Here is a 23,293-nt window from a genome sequence, read left to right as displayed (position 1 = left end):
GGCGGAACGCCCCGGGGCGTTGGGGCGGGGCTGCCACGGCAGTCGTTGGAAGCGCTGGAATGCATTGCTTCGCGTGTCAGTCGGCGATTGATCCGGGTGATAGCTGGTGCTCCAAATGTGGAGCAGCGGTGCGCCGTCTGCGCGTCGATCCCGACAGCGAACGACGATTTGTGACAATTCTCCGGGCCGACGTCGTCGATTCCACCGGGCTTGTTGCCGAACTGGAGCCGGAGGAGGCTGTCTCGCGCCTGGAGCCCGCTCTGGCCGCCATGAGGGGAGCGGTACGCCAGTTCGGCGGAATCGTCAGCAAGGAGCTAGGCGACGGAGTGGCGGCGGTGTTTGGTGCACCGATCGCGGACGACAACCATGCTCCGCTGGCCTGTCACGCCGCCATCGAGCTGGTCCGGCGTGTCGCGAGCCTGGGCGATCCCGGACTGCAGGTTCGGGTCGGTCTCCACTCCGGCCACGTCGTGGCCTACATGGTCGCCAGCGAGTTCTCCAAAGTCTACGAGATCGGCGGCGCTGCCCAGCATCTGGCGGCGCGGCTGGAGTCGGCCGCCGAAGCAAATCAGATCTACGTGTCGGAAGCCTGTCAGAAGCTCGCGGATGGGCATGTCCGGTTCGAAGCCTTGGGCCGCAAGGCACTGCGCGGCTTCAGCGAGCCGCTCCCCGTCTACCGGGTCATGGGCGCGAGCGATCTTTCGAGCTGGCGGGTGCGACGAGCGCGCAGCGTCTCCCGGTTCGTCGATCGCACGACGGAGCGCGCTCTGCTCTGGCGTGCTACCGAAAGGGTGAGCGCAAGCCGGCAGACCGTTCTGCTGATGGGCGACGCCGGCATTGGCAAGTCGCGGCTGGCGCATGAGTTTGTGCAGGGCCTCCGGACCGATGGTTGGCGGTTGATCGATGCCGAATGCAGTCCGAATCTCCAGGGTGCATCGTTCAGCACGCTCAAGCGCGTCATGCTCTCGGTCGTGGAGGCGGCCGCCAGAGAGCCGGGTCGTTTGGCGGATCCCCGAAAGGAGCTGTCGGGGATCCATCAGCTTGCGCTCGATGCCGTATTGGATCTACCCGTTTCGGACGCAAGTTGGAGCGAACTGGAGCCTTACGCGCGGGGCCGCGCGATTTCCGATGCGAGCTGCGCGGTTGTGGAGCGTGTAGCCCGTCAGCAGCGCACCGTCCTTTTCATCGAGGACCTGCATTGGATTGATCGAGCCAGCGACGCGGTCATAGCTGCCCTTGCAGGATTGCAGATTCCCAACCTGCTTGTATTGCTCACAAGCAGGCCTGACGGAATGCCGGTCTGGATCGCGCGCTGTCACGCAGAAATCGTGGCGATGCGGCCGCTCGATAATGATTCAGGGTTGGCCATGCTCGCAGAGATGCTTGGCCCTTCCACGGCAAATGTGGACTTGAAGAACCGGATCATTTCTCACACGGCCAATGTCCCGCTCTTCATCGAGGAAGTCTGCCGCAGTCTGAAGGACAGCGGCACGCTTCTGGGCCAATGGGGTGACCTGTCCCTCGTGCGGCCTGTTGACGAGCTCGGTATCCCGAGCAGCATCCAGGGGGTGATCGCAGCCCGGCTGGACCGGATCTCGCGGCAGGAACGCTCGCTTCTCCAGATCGCCGCCTCGCTTGGCCCTCGCGCGAACCAGGCCATGCTGCGCAAAGTGGCGGCGCTGCCGGAGGACGCCCTACAGAATTATCTCGCTGCACTCGATCGAGCCGAGTTACTCGTCAGGATCGACAGTGAATTGGAGGACTCCCTCGAATTTCGACACGAAATGGTTCGACAGGTGACCTACGACTCGATGGTCGAAAAGGTGCGCGAGGGCATTCATGCCGCAATTCTAGCGGCCTTCGAGAGCGAAGAGATGTGGTCCGATGGCCCGGATACACTCTGCTATCATGCGACGCGTGCGAAGGAGTGGCAGAAGGCGTTTCACCACGGCAGGAGCGCCGCTCGAAAATGTCTGGCCCGCTCGGCATATGCCGATGCGGTCGATTACTTCGAGATCGCGATGGGCTCGCTCGACAAGATGCCGGTGTCCCATTCGCGGGAAACGGATGCCATTGACCTGCGGATGGAGGCGCGCCTGGCTTTTGCGGGGTCTGGCCGCGTTGCCGAGGCCCTTGAGCTGGGAAAGGATGCCGAACGGCGCGCTGATGCCATCGGCGACATCGGACGCAAGGTGGCGGCGATGACCGTCAGAGCGGGTGCACAGAATTTCTATGGTACGCCCGTTGAAGCTGTCGCGATCGGCGAGGAAGTCGTTCGTCTCGCGGGAGAGTGGGGTGATCCCGGCTGGCGCAATCTCGCACAATATAGCCTGGGACAGGCCTATTTCCTTGCCGGTCGCTATCATGAATCGGAGAAGACGTTGGCTGTTGCCCATGCCCATTTGACGGGTGCGGAGGCCGGCGCCCCGATTGGCACGACCCCCCGATCCCTGCTCCTGCTCTGCTGCATGATGAAGAGCTTCACCCACACCGTCATGGGCGGGCTCGATGTCGCCGAGCAGCTTCGGCAGCAGGCCGCCGCGATTGCGGAGGAGACGGGCCGTCCCTATGACCGCGTCGCCGCAGCCTATAGCGGCGGCTGGCTGATGCTCGGCCGCAACGATCCGGCGGCGGCCGCGGCCATTCTCGAGCAAGGTTTTGTCCTCGCGCAGAAGCATGGCATCCGGCTGTTCGTCCCCGTGCTCGCCTGCCATCTCGGCATCGCCTATCTGGAGCAGGGACTGTTCGACCGGGCGCGCGGCATGCTTGGCGAAGCGCGCGAGGAGGCGAAGGCGGTCGGCTATACCTCCGCAGTGCTGCGCAGCTCGATCTACCTGGCGCTTGCCACCAGCCGGCTCGGCGATGTCCAGGCCGCGCAGAACATGCTGCGCGAGGCGCGCAACACCGCCCGACAGCAGGGGTTTGCTGGCCTCGAGGCCGAGGCCCTGTTCGGCGAGGCCGTGGTGACGCCGCCGTCAAGCGACGAGAACAAGGCGGCTATTCTCGCTGCCCTGCGCGGCACCATCGCGATCGCATCCGAGAGTGGTGCGCTGCCGCTCAGGCAGAAGGCCGAGGCGATGTTGAGCGAGATGCTCGCCCGGGGCGATGAGCTGACCTGATCCTTCTCTCGGCTCCACCAGTGTGCCGGCGCAGTCGATATGTCAGATAAATCTTGCAGGCAGCACAATGACTTAGCTACTGTGCATGGGGTTGTTTTCGCCGTTCTTAAAGGCCCTGCCCGTTGTGCAGGGCAGAGAACGCCACGCTCATGCCGCCCGCTCTTGCCGTCCGCTCCGTGACAAAGCCCCCTGAAAGCCTCTTGCACGCGGACAGAGGTCGGCTACCGTTGGCCTAGCCGCAGGGCCAGGTGACTCTTGATTCACATTTTTTAGCATCCGATTTTATCGGCGCCGCGACGGCGCGACGCCCACCGGAAGAGGCGGGGCCATGATTGCACGGGACCAGCAAGCTCTGTTGGCGCCAATCGAGCGCGATCTGCGACTCGATCTGTTCCGCGGCATCGGGCTGTGGATGATCTTCCTCGACCACATCCCGCACGACGTCGTCGCCTGGCTGACGCTGCGCAATTACGGCTTCAGCGATGCCGCCGAGTTCTTCGTCTTCATATCAGGCTATCTCGTCGGCTGGATCTACGGGCCGATCGTCGCGGGCGGCTGGTTTCTCGCGGCGCTCAAGCGGCTGTGGCGGCGCGCGGCCGAGATGTATGTCGCCCACATCATGCTTTTCCTTCTGTTCACGGCGCAGATCGCCCGCACCGCGCGCCGTTTCGACAATCCGATGTACGAGCACGAATTCAACGTGTTCAATTTCCTGTCGCATCCGGACGAGCTGATCGGGCAGGCGATCGTTTTGAAATACAAGCCGGTCAATCTCGACGTGCTGCCGCTCTACATCACGCTGGTGTTCGCCGCGCCCTTCATCGTCTGGTGCCTGGTGCGCCGGCCGAACCTGACCCTTGCGGCCTCAGCTGTGCTCTATGTGCTGGCGCGCTGGTTCAACTGGAATATCGCCTCCTATCCGCCCGGCACGACCTGGTACTTCAACCCGTACTGCTGGCAGCTGATGTTCGTGTTCGCGGCCTGGTGCGGCATCGGCCAGATCGACAAGGTCGCAAAATGGGTCTGGTCGAAGGCGACGATGGCGCTGGCCGCCGCCTGGCTCGCCTTCGCGCTTCTGATCGTGATGACCTGGCACGTCCCCGCCCTCGAGGCGCTGATCCCGAAATGGATGATCAAGGCGATCTACCCGATCGACAAGACCGATCTCGATATGCTGCGCTTCACGCATTTCCTGGCGCTGGCGGTCTGGATCACCCATTTCATCTCGCGCAAATGGCGGGCGCTGCACGGGGCCTGGCTGCGCCCTGTGATCCTGTGCGGCCAGCATTCGCTGCCGATCTTCTGCCTCGGCGTCTTCCTGTCGTTCTCGGCGCACTGGATCCTGACCCAGTACAACAAGGGCGTGTGGGAGCAGCTCGCCGTCTCCATCGCCGGCATCGTCATCATGATCGGAGCCGCGTGGCTGCTCGATCGCGCCAAGCGGGTGCCGAACCTGTTCGTAAAGGTGACGGAGGTCGAGGAGTCCGAGACCGCATCAGAAAGCGTCCCGGCCGCGACCGCCGCGGCGGTGCCTGCGAGCCGTTGAAATCACCGCGCCGCCCGCGTTCTCACGGAGGGGTCCATGTCCAGACGCTTGTTGACGATTGCCGGCACGCTCCTGTTCCTCGTCTGCGGTGCATCGGCGCAAACGCCGTCGCCCGAGGCGATCAATGCGGCGCGCAAGCTCGTCGTCACGCTGAAGATTGCGGACCAGTATCGTGCCCTGTTGCCACAATTGCTGCTCAAGCTCCGGCCCGTGGTCGCCCAGGACAGGCCGGAGATCGAGCGTGACTACGATGTAGTGACGGCGCCCGGGTCCGAGATCTATGCACCGTACGTCGCCTCGATGATCGATCAGATCGCGGCCCTCTACGCCGCGAGCTTCACCCTCGACGAGCTGCGCCAGGTCGAGGCGTTCTACGCCGGGCCTGTAGGGCGGAAGTTTTTGGAGAAGTCGGACGCGCTGGCGCAGGCCAGCGCGCAGATCAGTCAGGACGTCAGCCAGAAGGCTGCCGACGAGCTGAAGCAGCGCCTGATCGAGGCACTGCGCCAGAAGGGACACAAGCTCTGAGTGTTTCGGCGCGCAATGCGCCACGAACTCGAAGCGTCCGGTGATACGCCGGCGCTTCCTCGTCCGACCTGCGGGCCATCATTGGCTTGAGCCCTACGTTCCGGTCGTGCATCATCACCGGAAGCAAGAATTTCATGGGGAGAAATATGGCCGAGGACCTTACTCACACCATCGCGAAAGCCCGCGAGCATTCCATCGGCGATCTCCTGCGCCGCTCGGCAGGCCGCGAGCCGGACAAGCTCGCGGTGAGCTGCGGCAGCGTGAGCTGGAGCTTTGCCGAGCTCGACGCGATCTGCAACCGGCTTGGCCGTGGCCTGCTCGGCCTCGGCGTGAAGAAGGGCGACCGCGTCGCGGTGCTCTCGCGCAACTCGCATGCCTTCGCGGCGCTTCGCTTTGCGGTGGCGCGGATCGGCGCGGTGCTGGTGCCGATCAACTTCATGCTCAATCCGGATGAGGTCAATTTCATCCTGAAGAGCTCCGGCGCCAAGCTGCTCGCGGCCGGCCCCGATTTCGTCGAGCCCGCGCGCGCTGCCAGCGCCAAAGACTGCGCCGTCGAAAAGCTGATCTGGCTGCCGGGCGAGGATCCTGCGACGGCGCCCGCGGGCCTCACCACCTTCGACGACCTGCTGCACGATGACAGCTCATTCCTGGACGCCTCCGTCGACAGCCGCGATCTCGCGCAGATCGTCTATACCAGTGGCACGGAGTCCCTCCCCAAGGGCGCGATGCTGACCCATGAAGCCGTGATGTGGCAGTATGTCAGCTGCATCATCGACGGCGGAATGAGCGTGGAAGACAAGTTCCTGCACGCGCTGCCGCTCTATCACTGCGCCCAGCTCGACGTCTTCCTGGGGCCGCAAGTTTACCTCGGCGCCTCCGGCGTGATCACGGGCAAGCCGAGCGCCGACAACATCCTGGCGCTGATCCAGGCGCACAAGATCACCTCGTTCTTCGCGCCGCCGACGATCTGGATCGCGATGCTGCGCTCGCCGAATTTCGACAAGACCGATCTGTCGACATTGCAGAAGGGCTATTACGGCGCCTCGATCATGCCGGTGGAGGTGCTGCTGGAGCTCCAGCGCCGCCTGCCCAACGTCAAATTCTGGAATTTCTACGGCCAGACCGAGATCGCCCCGCTCGCCACCGTGCTGCGGCCCGAGGACCAGCTGCGCAAGGCCGGCTCGGCCGGCAAGCCCGTGCTCAATGTCGAGACGCGGGTGGTCAACACGTCGATGGAGGACGTCAAGGTCGGAGAGGTCGGCGAGATCGTGCACCGCTCGCCGCATCTGTTGTCCGGCTATTACAACGATCCGGTGAAGACCGCGGCGGCGTTCTCCGGCGGCTGGTTTCACTCCGGCGATCTTGCCACCGTCGATGCCGAAGGCCACATCACCGTGGTCGACCGCGTCAAGGACATGATCAAGACCGGCGGCGAGAACGTCGCGAGCCGTGAGGTCGAGGAGATGGTCTATCGCATCCCCGCGGTCTCCGAGGTCGCGGTCGTGGGCCTGCCGGATCCACGCTGGATCGAGGCGGTGACCGCCATCGTCGTGGTCAAGAGCGGCGAGAAGCTGGACGAAGACTCCGTCATCAAGCACTGCGCCGGCCAGATGGCGCATTTCAAGGTGCCGAAGCGCGTGATTTTCGTCGACAGCCTGCCGAAGAACCCGAGCGGCAAGCTGCTCAAGCGCGAGCTGCGCCAGCGCTTCGTCGGCGGCGAGACGCTCGACAAGGCGATCCAGAAGAATTTTGGCACGTGAGGGCTTTTCGTCTCTCCCGCGTGTCGCAGGACTATCGCATTTAAACACTCGCAAGGTGTCGTCATGCCCGGGCTTGTCCCGGGCATCCACGTTCTTCATGCAGCGGAAAAGGCGTGGATGGCCGGGACAAGCCCGGCCATGACGCTGTGGAAGCTTGAGCGCGTCCAACGCTCGTCTCATATGCGATTGTCCTGCCGCAAGCGGGGACAGTGAGATGTCCTCAATACTTCTTCACCGCAGCCCCGAACGCGAGCCATAGCGCCATCGACGCCAGCCCGAAGCTGCCGAGCAGCAGGAAGGTCGGGCCGTAGCCGATCCACTGGGCGATCCAGCCGCCGAGCGCAGCACTGAGGCTTGCGCCGACGCCCTGCACGGTGATCACGGCGCCCTGGCCGAGATTGATGCGCCCGGTGCCGTTGAGCGAGCGGGCGACCATGCCGGGGACGGCGACGGTCTGAAGTCCCGTGCCGATGCCGTCGAGCACCTGCATCGGCACGACGCCCCACCATCCCGTGACGAAGAATGCGAGCACGCCGCGAATGGGCAGGAACATGAAAGAGACCAGGATCACCGGCCAGTAATTGCGCTTGCTCGCGACTTGCATCGCGATCAGCGCGGTCACGATCATCACGCCCTGGGCGATCACAATGGTGGTGGCAACGAAGCTCGGCCCATTGGCCTGGCTTTCGGCCACCGCCGCAAGCCCGTAGAGCGGCACGATCGCCGCGTTGCCGAGATGGAACAGGGCGAGCGCCAGCGCCAAGACGAGCAGCGGCTTGTGCTTGAGCAGCATCGTGAGCGCATCCGGCTGGCTGTCGGGATCATCCTCCTTGCTGCCGCGCGCGGCGCGGTCGTCGATCGCCTTCGCGGGAATCATCATCACGCAGCCGACCGCGATGGCGCCGAATAGCGCCGCCAGCACGAACACGGCGACGTAACCGAATTTATAGCCCAGATAGCCCGACACCGCCGCGCCGACCATGTTGCCGGCATGATTGAATGCCTGGTTGCGCCCGTTCAGCGCATTGAATCCTTTCTGCTTCGCGATGCCGAGCGTGATGCCGGTCACCGCCGGAACGATCGCGGCGCTCGCCAGCGATTGCGCAACCTGGGAAAAGGTGACGGCCCAGAAATTCTGCGAGATCAGGATGATCGCGGACGCCGCGACCACACAGATGCCGGGAATGACGACCCACAGCCGCTTGTTGCGGCTGGCATCGATGAAACCGCCGATCGGCGTCGTGATCAGCATGCCCGCAACATTGCCCACCGTCATCGCAGTGCCGATCAATCCACTCGCCCAGCCGCGCTCCTGGAGGAAGACGCCGACGAACGGTCCGATGCCCGACTGCATGTCGGCCATGAAGAAGTTGAGAGCGAGCAGGGGCCAGATACGGGACGAGGAGGGGGACCGCGATGTCATCGATACCAAAACGTGGTCTCAGCCGGGATTCGGCAGGTGGACGTGTTCCTTTCAGCCAATCGTTCTGGCGTGGATGAGAGTGTAACGGGCGCTGATCGGGTTAGTTCCGGTTCTCGCACGGGTGGTTGGCCCCTTGCGGTTGTGGCAGGCAAGTCTTTATTGAAGCTGGATCGTCTCTCTTGGGAGCACGGCATGTCCCTCTGGACCTGCGAAACCTGCGGCGCGCAATTTCCGGCAAGCGGGGCGCCGCCGGCGTCCTGTCCGATTTGCGAGGATGAACGGCAGTTCGTGAACTGGAAGGGGCAGACCTTCCTTACACGCGAAGCGCTGACGGAAAGCCATCGCCTGGTGTGGCGCGACGAACTCGGCCTCGCCGGCCTTGCGCTGGAGCCAAGCTTTGCCATCGGCCAGCGCGCGTTGCTGGTGCCGCAGGCAGATGGCTGCGTGATGTGGGACTGCGTGCCGCTGGCGACGCCCGAGGCGGTTGCGCATATCCGTTCGCTCGGCGGCTTGAAGGCGATCGCGATCTCGCACCCACACTACTATGGCGCGCTCGCCGACTGGAGCGATGCCTTCGGCGGCATCCCGGTGTATCTCCACGCGGACGACCGCCGATGGGTGACGCGGCCGCACGCCGCGATCGAGCACTGGACCGGTGACAGCCTTCGTATCTCCGACGATTTGCTGCTTCTGCGCACCGGCGGTCACTTCGCTGGCGCCACCATGCTGCATTGGTCGCGCGGTGCCGACGGCAAGGGCGCACTGCTCACCGGCGACATCGCGCAGGTGACAATGGACCGCCGTTTCGTCAGCTTCATGTATTCCTATCCGAACTACATGCCGCTCAATGCCCGCGCGGTGCGACGGATTGCCGACGCTGTCGCGCCGCTCGGCTTCGACCGCATCTACGGCGCGTGGTGGGGCCGCAACATCGCCGCCGGTGCCAAGGCCGCGTTCGCAGCGTCCGTCGAGCGATATATCGCAGCCATCGCCTGAGCCACGGCTGGTTCAGATCCGCCTTGCCTTCATCTAATAACTGTACTATTGGTACAGTTATTAAGCGCGCCGGTGCGCGTTTCCTGGGCTCGGCACGATCGATGCATCGTCAAACCAGCGGCGCGATCTGCGGCCGCGTGAGCGGGGGTTGGAAATGACGGCGCAGCGCGATGGCGAGATATTCGAGGCGGGCGACGTCGCGCTTCAGTCCGGAGCCGCCTTTCCTTCGCTGCAGCTCGCCTACAAGACCTACGGCACGCTGAGCCCGGCCAAGGACAATGTCATCCTCTATCCGACCTCGTTCAGCGCGCAGCACACCGACACCGAGTGGCTGATCCAGCCCGGCGGCGTGCTCGATCCCGCGCGCTACTTCATCATCATCCCGAACCTGCTCGGCAACGGCCTGTCTTCCTCGCCGTCCAATTCGAACGCGGCGTTTCCGAAAGTGACCTACCATGATGCAGTCGCCGTCCAGCACCGTCTGCTCATCGAACGTCTCGGCATCTCGAAGCTCGCGCTGGTCTATGGCTGGTCGATGGGCGGCATGCAGGCCTATCACTGGGCGGCCTGCTATCCGGATATGGTCGAGCGCGCGGCGGTGGTCTGCGGCAGCGCACGCTGCGCGCCCTACAACCACATCTTCCTGGAAGGCGTCAAAGCCGCACTGACCGCCGATCCCGCCTTCCGCGATGGCCGTTTCATCGAACAGCCAGTCGCGGGCTTCCGCGCGATGGGGCGTGTCTATGCCGGCTGGGCGATGTCGCACGGTTTTTATCGCGACGAGGTCTGGCGGGAAGCAGGCTTCACCTCGCTCGAGGATTATCTCGTCCGCTCCTGGGACGCGACCTTCGCGCGGCGGGACGCCAACGATCTGCTGGCGCAGATCGACATTTGGCAGAATGGCGACATCAGCCGCTGCGCCGCTTTCGGCGGCGATTTCGACCGCGCGCTCGGCGCGATCAAGGCGCACATGCTGCTGATGCCGGGCGCGACCGATCGCTATTTCGACGTGCGCGACAACGAGGACGAGCTCGGCCGGCTCGTCAATGCTAGATCCGCCGCGCTGCGCCCGATCCCGTCGGTGCTTGGCCATCGTGCCGGCAACCCCGTCAACAATCCGCGCGATCACGCCTTCATCAAGGCCGAGATCGCAGAACTTCTCAGCAAGTAACGTGAGCTATCCATCATGAGTGACGCGACCGTTTCGGAGACCGGCCATCGCCTGAAGCCGTTGGCGCCGGCAATGCTGCGCGAATTATCGGTTCGCTCAAACCTCAAAGGCACCGCGCGCAGCGTGTGCCATTACGGCGTGGTCGTGCTGATCGGGACGCTGATCTGGAAGGTTACCTCGATCTATGGCGTGCTCTGGGCGCTGCCGCTGATGGCGGTGCAGGGCTATTTCGTCGCCTTCCTATTCATGGCGGTGCATGAGACCGCGCACAAGACGGCGTTCAAGAGCCGTAGCCTCAATCTCGCCGTCGGCTATCTCTCGGGCTTCATCATCGGGTTGCCTTACGAATATTACTGCCTGTTCCACTGGGACCATCACCGCTACACCCAGGATCCGGACAAGGACCCGGAGCTCATCGTCGGCGTCAAACCGGCATCCGACACGCAGCTCGCGATCGCCTACAGCGGTGTGCTTCAGGTTGCCGGCCGTCTCTGGCTGATGCTCGGCCACGCCATCAGCGGCAAGGTCACCGTGCCCTGGATTCCCGAGAACAAGCGTGCGGTCATCCTGATTGAGGCACGCGTCTATGCCGGATTCTATGTCGCGCTCTTTGCGCTCTCGCTGTGGTTCTCGTCAGCGCTGCTGCTCTGGGTCTGGATCGTCCCGCTGGTCATCGGGCAATCCTTCCTGCGGCCCTATCTCTATGCCGAGCATACCGGCTGCGAGCGCACCCGCAGCGCCTTCCAAAACACCCGCACCACCTATACCGGCGCGATCGTCAAATGGTTCGCGTGGAACATGCCCTATCACGTCGAGCACCACGCCTATCCCTCAATCCCTTTTCACGCGCTGCCAAAGCTGAACGAGATCGTCGACGGCGAGATCGTCTATCGCGGCCGCGGCTACATCGCGACAACACGCGAGACCTGGGCCTGGTTTCGCCGGCAGCGACAGCCCGGCTAGTCAATGCGAGTTCAGCGCGCAAAGCCCCAATCGCGGAGCGATCGGGGCTTTGTCGTGGACGCCAGATATCAGTAGATCCCGTACGCGCAGACGTTCACCGCGCGCACGCGCAGGCCGTGGCGGGTCTGGACGACGCGCTCCTGGTAGCAGTTGTTGACGCCAGTGTTGACGTAGACCCCGCCAAAGCCAAAACCGGGACCCCAATGGTTACCCCAGTGATGATGGAAGCCGCCGGCCGAGGCGGCGGTGGGGGCGAGAGCGGCAACGCCGAGCGAGCCGGCGGCGATCAGACCAAGTGCAAGCTTGCGAAACATCTTCATTCTCCAGTGTGGCACAGAGCCGTTGTTGTGTCCCTGCATCTCGGTCGAGCCGGAGCGCAGACGCGTTCAAGCCGCCCGGGGAGAATCGTGTTTCAGGATTGTTTCGTGGGCTGCGGCAGAACGCGCCGCCGCGAGGCTTTCCGCGCCGCCGGATCCGCGGCCTGCGACGATGCGCGATAGCGCGCGGCCATCGCCTGCGTCAGCTCCGCGATCTTCTCGCGGAGATCTGCAGGCTCCAGCACTTCGGCCTCGGGGCCGAGCCGCAGCAATTCGGCTGCGGCGTGCCACGACGTCTTGCCGGTCGGCACTCTGGCAATGCGCCAGCCATCCGCGTCGGCGGTCTCTTCAAGCTGCATGCGCGCCTTGACATAAGGCTGGCTCAGCGCATCGAGCAGCTTGACGCCGAACGGCGACAGCCGGACGATTGCGACATTGGGATGCATCTCGGCCTCGAGACGGAGCGTTGCTGCCTGCCAATAGGCGGCAAGATCGAAATCGGCTGGACGATCGAACCGATCGTCCAACACCGTGCAGTCGAGCACGCGCGCGACGCGATAGGTCCGCACGCTGCCATCGACCTCGCCTGCGAGATACCAGCTGCCGCCCTTCAGCACGAGCCCGAGCGGCGCGACCTGGCGCTGCTTCTCCGATCGCCAGCTCTGGTAGCGGATCTTGATCAGCGTCCCGCGTAAAGCCGCGCCGGCGATGGCGCGCAAATGCTTTGGTTCTTCCGTCTCGCCGAACCAGCCCGGCGCATCCAGATGAAAACGCTCCTGCATCCGGCCGGCATCCTGGCGCAAATGGGCCGGCAGCGCAGCCATCATCTTGTTCTGTGCGGCGAGCATCGCCGCATCCAGTCCGAGCGCCGCGGCCGGGCCTGGCAATGCTGCGAGGAACAGCGCTTCCGCCTCACTCTGCGACAGCCCGTTCAGCCGCACCCGGTAGCCGTCGAGCAGCCGATAGCCGCCCTCCGCGCCGCGGTCGGCGTAGACGGGTACGCCGGACGCCGCGAGTGCGTCGATGTCGCGATAGATCGTGCGCACCGACACCTCGCAGGCCTCCGCGAGCTCAGGCGCGGTGACCTGCCCCCGCGCCTGGAGGGTGGTAAGGATCGACAGCATCCGGCTCGCACGCATGGTTCTTTAAACCATACCTGACAGGGGATGTCAGGTATGGTCCGCTAGAGATGCGCCACCGCCAGCCCGCCAGATGGGAGACCTGCCATGACCGATCCGAACCGCATCACGCTGTATTATTCGCCGCAAAGCCGCGCCACCGGCACGCGGGTGCTGCTGGAGGAGTTGGGCGCTCCCTACGATCTCCATGTCCTCAACATGAAGGCGGGCGAGCAGCGCCAGCCCGCCTATCTCGCCATCAATCCGCTCGGCAAGGTGCCGGCGATCCGCCGCGGCGGGGAGCTCGTGACCGAGCAGGTCGCGATCACCATCTATCTTGCCGATCTGTTTCCGCAGGCCGGCCTGACGCCTGGACTCAACGATCCGCTGCGCGGTCCCTACCTGCGGTGGATCGCCTACTACGGCGCCTCGTTCGAACCGGCGCTGATCGACAAATTCATGCAGCGGGAGCCAGCACCGATCACACAATCGCCCTATGCCGATTACGACACCATGCTTGGCGCGCTCGAGGCGCAACTGTCGAAGGGGCCGTACCTGCTCGGCGAACGTATGACGGCCGCGGACGTTCTGTGGGGCGTCGCGTTCAGCTGGACCATGATGTTCGGCATCGTACCGAAGAAAGACGTCTTCGTAAGCTATGCCGAGCGCATGACATCGCGGCCTGCATTCCAGCGGATTACGGCAGCCGACGCCGAGATGGCGGCGCGGCATGCTGCGGCCGTTGGAGGGTGAACGGCGCGCGCGCCAATCTCCACTGTCGTCCCGGGCAAGCGTCAGCGCAGACCCGGGACCCATAACCACAGGATTTGGTTTGGCGAAGATTCGGAGTTCAGTACACCTACCAACCGCATTCGATAGGTTCCGCGGTATGGGTCCCGGATCTGCGCGCGCTTGAGGCGCGCTTGTCCGGGACGACGGTTGAGTGTGAGGCGCTCGCTCGTACACCCTGACCGATCGCCCCCTCAAAACCTTGGCGGCCGCTTCTCCGCGAACGCCTTGATGCCTTCCTTGATCTCGTCGCCGCGCATGCTGTCGCGGTGGCGCTGGTCGGCAGCTTGCTCGTCGAGCTCGCCGCGGGCGAATTCGTTGATCGCGCGCTTCATGCTACGCATCGCGGCCGGGGCATTGCCAGCCAGGATCGTCGCGAGCTTGTCGACTTCCTCGTCGAGAGCCTCCTCCGGCACCATGGCGGTGAGATAGCCGATCCGCAGCATCTCCGGCGCGCTGATTTTTTGCGCAGTGAGGAACAGTTTTTTCGCGTTGTCGATGCCGAGCCGCGTCACGTAGCGTTTGATGCCGCTGCTGTAGTAGTGGAGTCCGAGCCGCGCCGCCGGCATGAACATCTCGGCGCTGTCGATGCCGATGCGGAAATCGCAGGCGAGGGCGAGGTCGGTCGAGCCGCCATAGACGCCGCCATTGAGCCGGCAGATCGTCGGCACGCCGAGATCCTCGAGCCGGTTAACGACCGCCTCGAACGCTGAGCCCGCGCTCTCCTGCTCGCTGGCGCTGACAGCGCGCTCGGCCACCGAGTTGAGGTCATAGCCTGCGGAGAAGGCGCGTCCCGTTCCGGTCAGCACCAGCACGCGGACCGCCGGATCGGCCTCGGCCCGGTCGAACAGTTTCGTCAGCTCGCCGAGGTCCTCCGCCTGCAGCCGGTTGAGATGCTTGGGACGGTTGAGGCGGATGGTGGCGCGGGCGCCGCCAATTTCGAGCACGGGACCAGAGGCCGCGTCGGCTGTATCCGACATTCTTGTCTCCATTTAGCTGTTTTCGAGCGTGCGGCGCCTGGCTTCCGCGTCGATGGTGTTGGCAAGATCGGGGTGCCGCGCCATCAGCACGCGAAAGTCGACGAGGTCGAGCACCAGCAGCCGCGACACCTTCGTGGTCGAGACGTTGGCACCGCGCATGTTGTTGCCGAGCAGCGCCATCTCGCCGAAGAAGGCGCCTTCGCCGAGTTGCACCTTCTTGCCGGGCAGGTCGACCTCGACCTCGCCGGCAGCGATGAAATACATGCAGTCGCCCTGCGTGCCCTTGCGGATGATCATGGTGCGGGCGGGTAGCTCCATGGTCCGCAGCATGTGCGTGACGTCAGCGATCGCAGCCGGCCCTAGCGCGGCGAAGAACGGCACCTTGCTGACGGATTCCCAGGTCTTCAGGAAATTGTCGCGCCGGGTCTCTGCGGCAAAGCCGGTCGCCAGAATGCCGGTCCACAGTCCGAACACGCCGAGGCCGGAGATCATCACCAGCGCCGCCACCATGCGTCCGAGCGGGGTCACCGGCACCGCGTCGCCATAGCCGGTCGTGGTCAAGGTTACCACCGCCCACCACAGCGCGGCCGGTACGCTGCCGAAGGTCTGCGGCTGCACGTCCCGCTCCAGAAAATATTCGGCGACGGAGGCGAGGAAGACCACCATCAGGAAGATCACGAGCACGCTGAGCAGCGGGCCCGATTCCAGCACGAGGACCCGGCGAAGCTGCCGCAAGCCGGGAATGCCGGGAACCACCTTCAAGACCCAGAGCACGCTGAGCAGCCAGGCGGTCCTCGGCTCGAGGCCGACGGTCAGCGCCACCGGCACGGCGAGCGCCCCGACCGCATCGACCAGGCCTGCGGATGAAGACAGGTAGAGCGAGAGCCGTCCGTGGCGCGCCATGTGGCGTAGCCGGACCAGCCATTCGAACACGAAGTAGATCAGGCAGGCCCAGAGCAGGGCATCGACCCAGCGGTGTGCCGCCTCATAAGCGGGGTTGACCGTCGACAGCACCATGGTCCCGACGCCGACGGTCACGGCCAGATAGGCCGCCTTGGTCATGTTGCGGCCGGCTGTGGCGGCCACGAACTGGGCCAGAGCGGAGATCAGAGGCTTGGACATGCGCGAAGGCGGCCCGGTCTTTGGGTGGCATTTGAGGTCCCGGCTGGGATGTTGGTGCCAAAGTGCCCGCCCGGGCCGAGGTCGTCAACGACGCGCGGTGGGCTGCCGTGCCGGACCGCCGTGAGGGGCGGAATCCGCGCATCCAATGAGCCAAATCACAGACAAGCCGCGCGGTTTCCCCATATATGGGATGCGCGGCCGCGATGTCGGGCCTTCTCGCCCCGGCGAGCCCGCTCCATTCATTCAAGGTTGTTGGCCCGATGGATACATCACATATCGCAGAGCACGCAGGAACCGCCGGCGCCCTGTTCGCCTCGGTGTTCGTGGTGGCCACCACGACCATGCGGACGATGATCCCGCTGCGCGTGTTCGGCATTCTCACCAATCTCGTCCTGATCGCGACCGCCATCCCCGCGCATAATTATCTGGTGATTGGCGTGCAGACCGTGGTGCTCGCGCTCAACGGCTATCGCCTGCATCAGATGCTCCAACTCGTGCGCGACGTCCGCAAGTCGGTCAATTCCGACCTCTCGATGGACTGGCTGAAGCCATTCATGATCGAGCGCAAATACAAGGCCGGCGAGGTTCTGTTCTACAAAGACGAGAAGGCCGAGGACATGGCCTATATCGTCAGCGGCCGCTTCCGCCTGGTCGAATCCGGAATCGAGCTGCCGGTCGGCGCCATCGTCGGCGAGCTCGGCATGCTTTCGCCGTCGAACACCCGCACCCAGACGCTCGAATGCGTCGAGCCCGGAATCGTCCTCAGCGTCGGCTATAACAAGGTCGAGGAGCTCTACGTGCAGAACCCGGCCTTCGGCTTCTACTTCCTGCGGCTTGCAAGCGCGCGCCTGTTCCAGAACCTCAACACGCTGGAGCAGCGGCTGGCGCAGCAGAGCGCAGCGATGGCGACGACAGGACCGAAGCCGGTTTGAGGCCTCGCCTTGCTTGAGGGAATTGATCGCGTGTCGAACGACGACGGCATCCTGGCTTCGCTCCGTTACCTCTTCGAGGACATCATCGGAGAAGAGGACGATACGCCGCCATTCCTGCCCGAGGGGCTGCCCGAAGCCGCGGCGCTCGCCGTCAGCGACGGCATTCATCTGCTCACCGAATATCAGGGCACGAGCTATGCCCAGCTCTATGTCGACCGGGTCTGCCGTTTCGTCGGCCGCCTCGGTAACGACGAGTGCGCGCTGCGCGATATCGCACGCCTGATGGCGATGCGGATGGCCTATGAGGATCCGATCCGGATCGCGCAGCTGAAGCTGATGGAGCTTGCCGATGGCAAGCCGCCATCGGTCGAGGTCAGGAAATTCCGCTTCGACGAGTTGATCGGCGCGCTGCCGGCGATTGCCGGCGAGCCGATGCTCGACGCACTCGATATGATCGGATGGCGCCACCGGCGGGTCTCGATCCGTTTCTCGAACGCGAGCTGGATCGGAATCCGGCGTCTGAAGCTGGAGGCCGCACTGAAGCGCTGGCGGTTGTTCTCGATTCGTTATGCCGAGGAGCGGGCCTGGGTCGAACGCTGGCTGCACATGATCTCGCGCGCGCTGGTCAAGCAGCCGCAGGCAGTGCCGGCGATCATCGACAGCGCCAACATGATCACCGGCCATGGCGATCCCTACCGCCACGGGCTCGCGGACTGGCATGCCATCATTGACGGTCTGGCGAAGCCGACCTTCGACGGCGCGCTGCCGCTTGATGATCTCGCCGGCGCGATGGCCGAGGCCCGCGCCGCAGCCGAGCCGGACCGCCAGCAGGTGGCGCTGAAGCGTGCCATTGCCAGGATCAGGGCACGGACACTTGGTGAGGCGGCTGTGGCGGCGCTGGGCTGAACCGTCACTTGAAATGTGGCGGCTCGTCGTAGCCGCGGCGGCTGCTGAAGAACAGCAGCACCATGAGCCCGACGCCGACGATCACGGAGAACCCTGCGCCGAGGGCCAAAGCCACATACCCTTGCGTCGGAATCGGCTCGCCCTCGACCGTCATGGCCGAATAGGCGAAATAACCGACCGCAACCAGTATTCCCGTGAGGAGGACAAGAAGGAGCATACGCATGGTGCGTTCTCCGGTTGTGCCGTGAGCCAACGGTTGCAAATCGGCACGGTTCCTGAGTTCCGGGCGGCGATCCCATCAGAAAGGCCCGTTGGTCCGGGCCCAAGCTCTGCAGACGATAGGTCAGGCACTCTGAGCGGTCTTCACCACCACGACGTTGGTGTCGTCGTGCGAGGGAGAGGCAGCTTTTTCGGCCTCGCTGGCGTGGCGTTTGAGGTAGTCGCGGCGCATCCCGATCTCATCGCGGACGAACTCGTAGCCGAGCTTGAAGGTGTCGAGCCCGTCGGTACTGATTGTGCCGTCGCGCAGTCCTATGACGGCGCCGCGCAAGATGCCTTCGAGCTCGTCCTGGAGACATTCGAGCTGATCCAGCGAATGGGCGTGCTCGATGCGTTCGCCGATGTCGAGGATGGCGGTGGAGAGCTCGCTGGCCTTCTCCGGCGCGATCCTGGTGATCTTGGCGTAGATCGCGGCGAAGATCGAGCCGATGACGCTGAGCGCTGCGGCGCCGAGATACATCAGGTCGCTATATTTATCCATGAACGACTTGGTGTCGTCGTTGATGTAGTCGGCGGCCCCCTGATGCGCCATCACATAGGCGTCCTTCTCGACCGAGGCCGGCTCGATCCTGGTGGCAAAGCCGCTGTCGAGCCCGAGCTCGGACTTGTTCTCGTAGACGATGCGCGCGAGCTCTCCGGCTGTTGTCAGGGACATCTTGGATTGCGCCACCAGGAGCCATTCGAGCCCGATCGTGTCGAGATCGTCGTCGGGAATCTCAGGTGATGCAGACAGCGTGCCCGCCGTCAGTGTCTCGGCGGAAATGCCGGGGAATTTGCGTGCCAGCGCCTTGGCTTCGTCGATGGCATTCAGCGTGAAGCCGCCGCGCCTGGCGGCCTGTTCATAAGCCTTGTCCCGCACCGCTCTGGAGGCGTGGACGATGCCGACCACCGCGCCAAAGCCGCTTCCCGGCGCAAACAGCTTATCGAGTGTTGCGCCCTGCGGCGCCATCTGGATCTTTGCGGCATCGGGCCCCTCAGGAATGTCGAGGATGCTGCGCACGAAGGCGAGCGAGGATTCGTTCTGGGCGAGGACCGCGACTTTCTTCTTCTTCAGTTCGGCAAGCGATTTGATCTTCTTGTTGCCGGGACCGAGCAGGAGCACGAGGTCGTGCTCCAGGATCGCCAGCGTGCGCGCCCGCGGCGGCACCTTGGCATCCGTGCGCAGGATGGCCAGATCGGCCTGCTTGCGGTCGAACTGAGCGACCGCCTTGGCATTGTCAGGGTTGTTGACGAGCTTGATCCGGAATCGCGAGGCGTTGTTCTTCAAGACGGTGGCGAGCTTGGCCGCGAACAGCGCTTCGTCGCTGTTGGGGGCGCCGACGGCAAAGGTCAGCGTCTCTGAACTATGCACCAGCGTGCGGCCGGCCCAGACGGTGGCAAGCGACAGCAGCAGGGTCAGCACGACGTATAGCAAGACTTGTTGCTGATTGGTCTTGATAACCTTGGGGCGCCGCGACGGCTGCTCGGTCGATATTGTCGGGCCTTCAGTACTCATGGCAGCACTCTGCCCTTAATTCTGGATGGCGAGCGCCGCCGGTTTGCCGGTCCATGCGCTCAAATATTCGTAAGCGTCTGAAAAAAGGACGATAATCCTCTACCTGGAGATGATAGCGCTCCGGGGAGGGAATGCAAATTTCGAGCCGAGGGTAACCTTACTTGACGCGCCGCGGCGGTTGGTCGTCCTATCGCCGTTTAGCCACAGTTGGCGATTTTCCGGTTCCCCCGGCTGCATTCCGCCGCGGGAGATGTCATAAATCACAGGTCCCGGCGATTTGACCGGTCCAAGAAGAAGTTGCGCTGAACGCTCCAATTTTTCTTGTCACGTCAATGAGGGCGTCAGCTTGTCGTTTCCACCCCTGTCATCGGCGATTCCCGTTGAAGCGCTCATTGGCTGGATGTTGCTGCTCAGTTTCAAGCACATCATAGCCGATTTCGTGCTGCAAACTGCCTGGATGGCGCACGGCAAGGACCAGAGGCACGGCTGGGCCCTGCCGTTGCTCGTGCACTGCCTGATTCACTTTGCCGTTGCGCTGCTGCTGATCCTGATCGTCGCGCCCAGATTCTGGTTCGTGGCCGTGATCGATTTCGCGATTCACATCACGATCGACCGGGCCAAAGGTCTGGTCTCGGCCAATTTCGGCGTCAACCAGGAGCATCCCTGGTTCTGGACCCTGATCGGCGTCGACCAGGCGCTGCACCATCTCACCGGGTTCGGCCTCTCCATTTTCATGGCTGCGAACTGAGGCTTGGCCGAATTTCGCCGCGTGCTCGGCCTTATGGTTCGAGACGCGCCGAAGGCGGCGCTCCTCACCATGAGGGTCGACGATCTCACAGCGAGAAGACCTCATCCTGAGGGCCCGCCCAAGGCGGGCGTCTCGAAGGATAGGCCACGGGAAGCGTCCGCCCCGACTACTCATTCCCGGACAGGGCGCAAGGCCCCCGGGTGACTACCGGGCGGCGTGGTTAACCTTTCATTAGAGAATTGCGCTGCATCTTCGGCATCGAGGAGAACTGCAATGTTTTCAAGCCGCGACGCCTATGAAAGCGATTTCTGCCCGGTCCGCGACGAACTCCTTGGCGAGATGTATCGCGCCAATGAAGGCGGCCTGCCGAGGCTGGTTGAGACTGTTGCCCCCGACGTCCGCGCCATGCTGGCGCTGTTTTGCTATCGCCGCAGCCATCTGCACTCGCTGGCCGTCGCGATCGCCGCAAGCTGCGCCGAGCGCGATCTGATCGAGAGCGGCGGCCGCGTTGGCTCGACGCTCTACGCGCTGTCGCGCGGGGGCGCGGCGAAATCGGCACCATCGCTGTCGGGGGGCCGCAAGCCGATCACGCTGTCGACCAAGCCGCTCTCGGTGCTTGCACCGCTCGAGGACGAGTTCGACGATGAGATCGCGGAAGCCGTTCCGGCCTAAAGCGCGATCGATCACGGCTTAGGATATTTGTTGGCGCATCGTCTTGCCGGAAAACCGCTGCACACATTTCCGGATCATGCGCTAGCTAGCCGCCTCGATGGCCGGCAGCCCGAATTTCCGCCGCGCCATCGCGCATTCGGCATCGCCAGGCATGCAGGTGCGGCATACCTCTGGCCGCACGGCGTAGACGCCGCAGGCGGTCGATTTTCCGATCTCTCCCTGTAACGCCGAACAACGGTCGCCCGCGCAACGCATGCCCGATTGACGTTCGTTGACGAGCTTTTCCGGGATCGCCGCAAGCTCCTCATCGCTCTCGGTCGAGAAGCGCGGCCAGTTCGCCGAATAGCCGCAACAGGCGCCGCAACTCTGACAGCAGCTCGAAAGATCGATGGTGGGTGTCTCGTCCATCGTCACGTATCCTTCGGCGGGCCCCAGACCAGGCTCTGCCGCCATTTCGCGCGCAGCACGTCGCGCCGCTCCGGATACCTTTCGTCGAGATAGGTCGCATCCACCACGCGGTCGGTGCGGAAGCTGCGAAAATCGCTGCGCAGCTCGCACCAGGCCGCAAGCAGGCGGACCGCTTCGAGATAGCCGACCGAAATCGGCCAGATCATGCGCTCGCTCGGGCGGCCCTGCTCGTCACGATAGCGCAGCATGATCTTCTTGCCTTCGTGGATCTGGGTACGCGTACGTGCCATGTCGAGGCGGTCCGGCTCCTTGTTCCAGCTCGGCCGCGCGCGGCTCGCGGGCTCCAGCACGAAGGGACGCAGGCGCTCGGGCACGGTGTCGGCGATCTTGGCCATCAGGTCTTCGGCCGCGCGCGCCAGTGTCGTGTCGGCATGGCCCGCAACCCATTGTGCCCCCAGCACCGCGGCCTCGATCTCGTCCGGCGTCAGCATCAAAGGCGGCAGGTCAAAACCCTTTTCCAGGATGTAGCCCATGCCGGCTTCGCCGCGGATCGGCACGCGCTGGCCGATCAGCGTTGCGATGTCGCGATAGATGGTGCGCTTCGAGGTCTCGAGCTCGGCCGCGATCGCATCCGCCGTCAGCGGTTTGCGAGTGCGCCTCAGCACCTGGATGATCTGAAACAGCCGGTCGGCGCGTCTCATGACAATTCTCTTTGCAGTGGCGAATTAAGAAACGGCGCGTGGATGCTGACAGGATGTTGGCAGCAGGGGAGTTCTATACCGGGACAACGCTTCGACTGAAGAGGATTTGTCCATGATCATTCCCACCCATTTCGTAGCGGCCGGTCCGCTGTGGCGGGCCCAGGCTTCGCTGCACGCCTGGGCGTTCGGTCGCCTCGTGTCCCTCGATCTCATGGCCGTTGACCTCCGCTTTGCGCTCCTGAGCGTGGCGACGCGCGCGGTAGCGCAGGCGGCGGATGCGCTGGTCCGCCATGTCGTTCGTCATGTCATGGGACGCGCCTGGCGGGGGGCCCGTTTCGCAGAACATATCACAGCTGCTGCCACCATGGTGGCAGCAGCCGGCCGATAGGTTCCATCAACTCTGTCGTGTCCAGGAGAATTGCATGATCACACTTTATGGCTTTGGCACCGGTTTCGGCCTGCCGGAAATCAGCCCCTTCGTCACCAAGACGGAGGTGCAGCTCAAGATGGCGGGACTGCCGTATCGGAAGGAACGGGCGATGCCGCCGGCCTCGCCCAAGGGACAATTGCCCTTCATCGACGATGGCGGCGAGGCGGTGGCCGATTCCACCTTCATCCGTGCTCATATCGAGCGCCGCTACGGCTTCGACTTCGACGCCGGGCTGACGCTTGCCGAGCGTGCGCAGGCTTGGGCGTTCGAGCGCATGATCGAGAGCCACGTCTATTGGGCGCTGGTCGGCGCACGCTGGGTCGATCCGGTCAACTTCGCCAAGGGACCCGCGCATTTCTTCGACGGTGCACCGGAGCATAATCGCGAAAAATTACGCGAGGATGCGCAATTCCGTGTGGCCGAGAACTACCTGCTCTCCGGCCTCGGCCGCCACGCGCCCGACGACGACGTCGATCTCGCCTTGCGCTCGCTGTTCGCGCTCTCGGTGCAGCTCGGCGACAAGGCTTATCTGATGGGCAGCAAGCCAAGCGGCATGGATGCGACCGCGTTCGGCGCACTCGCCGGAATTTTGACGCCGTTCTTCGAATCGCGCCTGCGTGAGCGCGCCGAAGGGTTTCCAAACCTCACTGCCTATGTCGACCGCATGATGGACACGTATTATCCCGAGTTCGCCTGGACGCCGCTGCGGCAGGCGGCGTGAAGCCTGATGGAATGAGACCCGACTAGCGCGATTAGCGCGCCGAAGGAGGTGCGTTCCCTCCCCCCTTGCGGGGGAGGGCTAGGGAGGGGGGTAGCCCAGGAAAAGTGCCGGTTGTGATGATGCACCGAAGCGGTGCGCGATGGAAAGAATCCCCGTGTGGCACCCCCCTCCC

The 23,293-nt window shown here is 64.0% G+C and carries 23 protein-coding genes; 14 read left to right on the top strand and 9 right to left on the bottom strand.

The features are described from left to right. The first annotated feature begins 59 nt into the window (after positions 1-59). The 4 genes from FXV83_RS12515 (at position 60) to FXV83_RS12500 (ending at position 6,950) form a co-directional block, all read left to right on the top strand. Positions 60-3,119 carry an ATP-binding protein gene (locus tag FXV83_RS12515; protein WP_148739514.1) on the top strand — a complete coding sequence of 1,020 codons (3,060 nt, stop codon included), beginning with the start codon at positions 60-62 and terminating at the stop codon, positions 3,117-3,119. A 328-nt stretch (positions 3,120-3,447) separates the two neighbouring features. Further along, complete coding sequence (locus FXV83_RS12510) at positions 3,448-4,665, top strand: OpgC domain-containing protein (protein ID WP_148739483.1); 1,218 nt, start codon at positions 3,448-3,450, stop codon at positions 4,663-4,665. 36 nt (positions 4,666-4,701) lie between these two features. Then, positions 4,702-5,190, top strand: coding sequence for a DUF2059 domain-containing protein (locus FXV83_RS12505; RefSeq protein ID WP_148739482.1), 489 nt, complete (start codon positions 4,702-4,704; stop codon positions 5,188-5,190). A gap of 146 nt (positions 5,191-5,336) precedes the next feature. Then, positions 5,337-6,950, top strand: a complete 1,614-nt coding sequence (locus FXV83_RS12500) for an acyl-CoA synthetase (protein ID WP_148739481.1) — start codon at positions 5,337-5,339, stop codon at positions 6,948-6,950. A gap of 220 nt (positions 6,951-7,170) precedes the next feature. Here FXV83_RS12500 and FXV83_RS12495 read toward each other — a convergent pair whose 3' ends face one another. Beyond that, a complete protein-coding gene (locus tag FXV83_RS12495) occupies positions 7,171-8,373 on the bottom strand; it encodes an MFS transporter (protein WP_148739480.1) in 1,203 nt (400 codons plus the stop codon). Between the two features lie 192 nt (positions 8,374-8,565). Here FXV83_RS12495 and FXV83_RS12490 point away from each other — a divergent pair, with 192 nt between their 5' ends. From FXV83_RS12490 to FXV83_RS12480, 3 genes are all read left to right on the top strand, one after another. Then, the gene (locus FXV83_RS12490) at positions 8,566-9,369 is read left to right on the top strand and encodes an MBL fold metallo-hydrolase (protein ID WP_148739479.1); all 804 of its coding nucleotides are present in this window, start codon (positions 8,566-8,568) and stop codon (positions 9,367-9,369) included. A gap of 154 nt (positions 9,370-9,523) precedes the next feature. Further along, positions 9,524-10,540: an alpha/beta fold hydrolase gene (locus tag FXV83_RS12485; protein ID WP_148739478.1), complete on the top strand. Its 1,017-nt coding sequence runs from the start codon at positions 9,524-9,526 to the stop codon at positions 10,538-10,540. A 15-nt stretch (positions 10,541-10,555) separates the two neighbouring features. Next, the gene (locus FXV83_RS12480; RefSeq protein ID WP_148739477.1) at positions 10,556-11,503 is read left to right on the top strand and encodes a fatty acid desaturase; all 948 of its coding nucleotides are present in this window, start codon (positions 10,556-10,558) and stop codon (positions 11,501-11,503) included. Between the two features lie 68 nt (positions 11,504-11,571). On the opposite strand, the gene FXV83_RS12475 is transcribed toward FXV83_RS12480, so the two are convergent. Next, positions 11,572-11,817, bottom strand: a complete 246-nt coding sequence (locus tag FXV83_RS12475) for a hypothetical protein (RefSeq protein ID WP_148739476.1) — start codon at positions 11,815-11,817, stop codon at positions 11,572-11,574. A 98-nt stretch (positions 11,818-11,915) separates the two neighbouring features. Next, on the bottom strand, positions 11,916-12,959 hold the full coding sequence (locus FXV83_RS12470) for a helix-turn-helix transcriptional regulator (protein WP_148739475.1): 1,044 nt from the start codon (positions 12,957-12,959) through the stop codon (positions 11,916-11,918). 87 nt (positions 12,960-13,046) lie between these two features. Between FXV83_RS12470 and FXV83_RS12465 the strand changes: the two genes are divergently transcribed. Beyond that, complete coding sequence (locus FXV83_RS12465; RefSeq protein ID WP_148739474.1) at positions 13,047-13,691, top strand: glutathione S-transferase family protein; 645 nt, start codon at positions 13,047-13,049, stop codon at positions 13,689-13,691. Positions 13,692-13,921: 230 nt separating this feature from the next. Here the strand turns inward: FXV83_RS12465 and FXV83_RS12460 are convergent, their stop codons facing one another. After that, on the bottom strand, positions 13,922-14,707 hold the full coding sequence (locus tag FXV83_RS12460; protein ID WP_148739473.1) for an enoyl-CoA hydratase/isomerase family protein: 786 nt from the start codon (positions 14,705-14,707) through the stop codon (positions 13,922-13,924). 12 nt (positions 14,708-14,719) lie between these two features. Next, positions 14,720-15,829: a cyclic nucleotide-gated ion channel gene (locus tag FXV83_RS12455; RefSeq protein ID WP_148739472.1), complete on the bottom strand. Its 1,110-nt coding sequence runs from the start codon at positions 15,827-15,829 to the stop codon at positions 14,720-14,722. 260 nt (positions 15,830-16,089) lie between these two features. On the opposite strand from FXV83_RS12455, the gene FXV83_RS12450 reads away from it, so the two are divergent. Together FXV83_RS12450 and FXV83_RS12445 are read left to right on the top strand one after the other, a co-directional pair. Beyond that, positions 16,090-16,761 (top strand): Crp/Fnr family transcriptional regulator, encoded by a 672-nt coding sequence (locus FXV83_RS12450; RefSeq protein ID WP_148739471.1) that lies wholly within the window; start codon positions 16,090-16,092, stop codon positions 16,759-16,761. 30 nt (positions 16,762-16,791) lie between these two features. Beyond that, positions 16,792-17,667: a DUF6537 domain-containing protein gene (locus FXV83_RS12445; protein ID WP_148739470.1), complete on the top strand. Its 876-nt coding sequence runs from the start codon at positions 16,792-16,794 to the stop codon at positions 17,665-17,667. A 4-nt stretch (positions 17,668-17,671) separates the two neighbouring features. Here FXV83_RS12445 and FXV83_RS12440 read toward each other — a convergent pair whose 3' ends face one another. Further along, positions 17,672-17,890, bottom strand: coding sequence for a hypothetical protein (locus tag FXV83_RS12440; protein WP_148739469.1), 219 nt, complete (start codon positions 17,888-17,890; stop codon positions 17,672-17,674). Positions 17,891-18,010: 120 nt separating this feature from the next. Further along, positions 18,011-19,441: a TAXI family TRAP transporter solute-binding subunit gene (locus FXV83_RS12435; RefSeq protein ID WP_148739468.1), complete on the bottom strand. Its 1,431-nt coding sequence runs from the start codon at positions 19,439-19,441 to the stop codon at positions 18,011-18,013. Positions 19,442-19,841: 400 nt separating this feature from the next. Between FXV83_RS12435 and FXV83_RS12430 the strand changes: the two genes are divergently transcribed. Beyond that, on the top strand, positions 19,842-20,189 hold the full coding sequence (locus FXV83_RS12430; protein WP_235939491.1) for a DUF3307 domain-containing protein: 348 nt from the start codon (positions 19,842-19,844) through the stop codon (positions 20,187-20,189). 273 nt (positions 20,190-20,462) lie between these two features. Next, entirely contained in the window at positions 20,463-20,861 is a 399-nt protein-coding gene (locus FXV83_RS12425) for a hypothetical protein (RefSeq protein WP_148739466.1), read from the top strand. An 81-nt stretch (positions 20,862-20,942) separates the two neighbouring features. On the opposite strand, the gene FXV83_RS12420 is transcribed toward FXV83_RS12425, so the two are convergent. After that, positions 20,943-21,269 carry a YkgJ family cysteine cluster protein gene (locus tag FXV83_RS12420; protein ID WP_187435859.1) on the bottom strand — a complete coding sequence of 109 codons (327 nt, stop codon included), beginning with the start codon at positions 21,267-21,269 and terminating at the stop codon, positions 20,943-20,945. Between the two features lie 2 nt (positions 21,270-21,271). After that, entirely contained in the window at positions 21,272-21,970 is a 699-nt protein-coding gene (locus FXV83_RS12415; RefSeq protein ID WP_148739464.1) for a helix-turn-helix transcriptional regulator, read from the bottom strand. Between the two features lie 112 nt (positions 21,971-22,082). Here FXV83_RS12415 and FXV83_RS12410 point away from each other — a divergent pair, with 112 nt between their 5' ends. Both FXV83_RS12410 and FXV83_RS12405 read left to right on the top strand, forming a co-directional pair. Beyond that, positions 22,083-22,358 (top strand): hypothetical protein, encoded by a 276-nt coding sequence (locus FXV83_RS12410; RefSeq protein ID WP_148739463.1) that lies wholly within the window; start codon positions 22,083-22,085, stop codon positions 22,356-22,358. 34 nt (positions 22,359-22,392) lie between these two features. Then, the gene (locus tag FXV83_RS12405; protein ID WP_148739462.1) at positions 22,393-23,121 is read left to right on the top strand and encodes a glutathione S-transferase family protein; all 729 of its coding nucleotides are present in this window, start codon (positions 22,393-22,395) and stop codon (positions 23,119-23,121) included. Positions 23,122-23,293 lie beyond the last annotated feature (172 nt).

It is taken from the genome of Bradyrhizobium hipponense (assembly GCF_008123965.1).
Taxonomy (GTDB): domain Bacteria; phylum Pseudomonadota; class Alphaproteobacteria; order Rhizobiales; family Xanthobacteraceae; genus Bradyrhizobium; species Bradyrhizobium hipponense.
The sequence above is the reverse complement of the archived record's forward strand: the minus strand, read 5'-3'. Positions and strand labels throughout refer to the sequence as shown.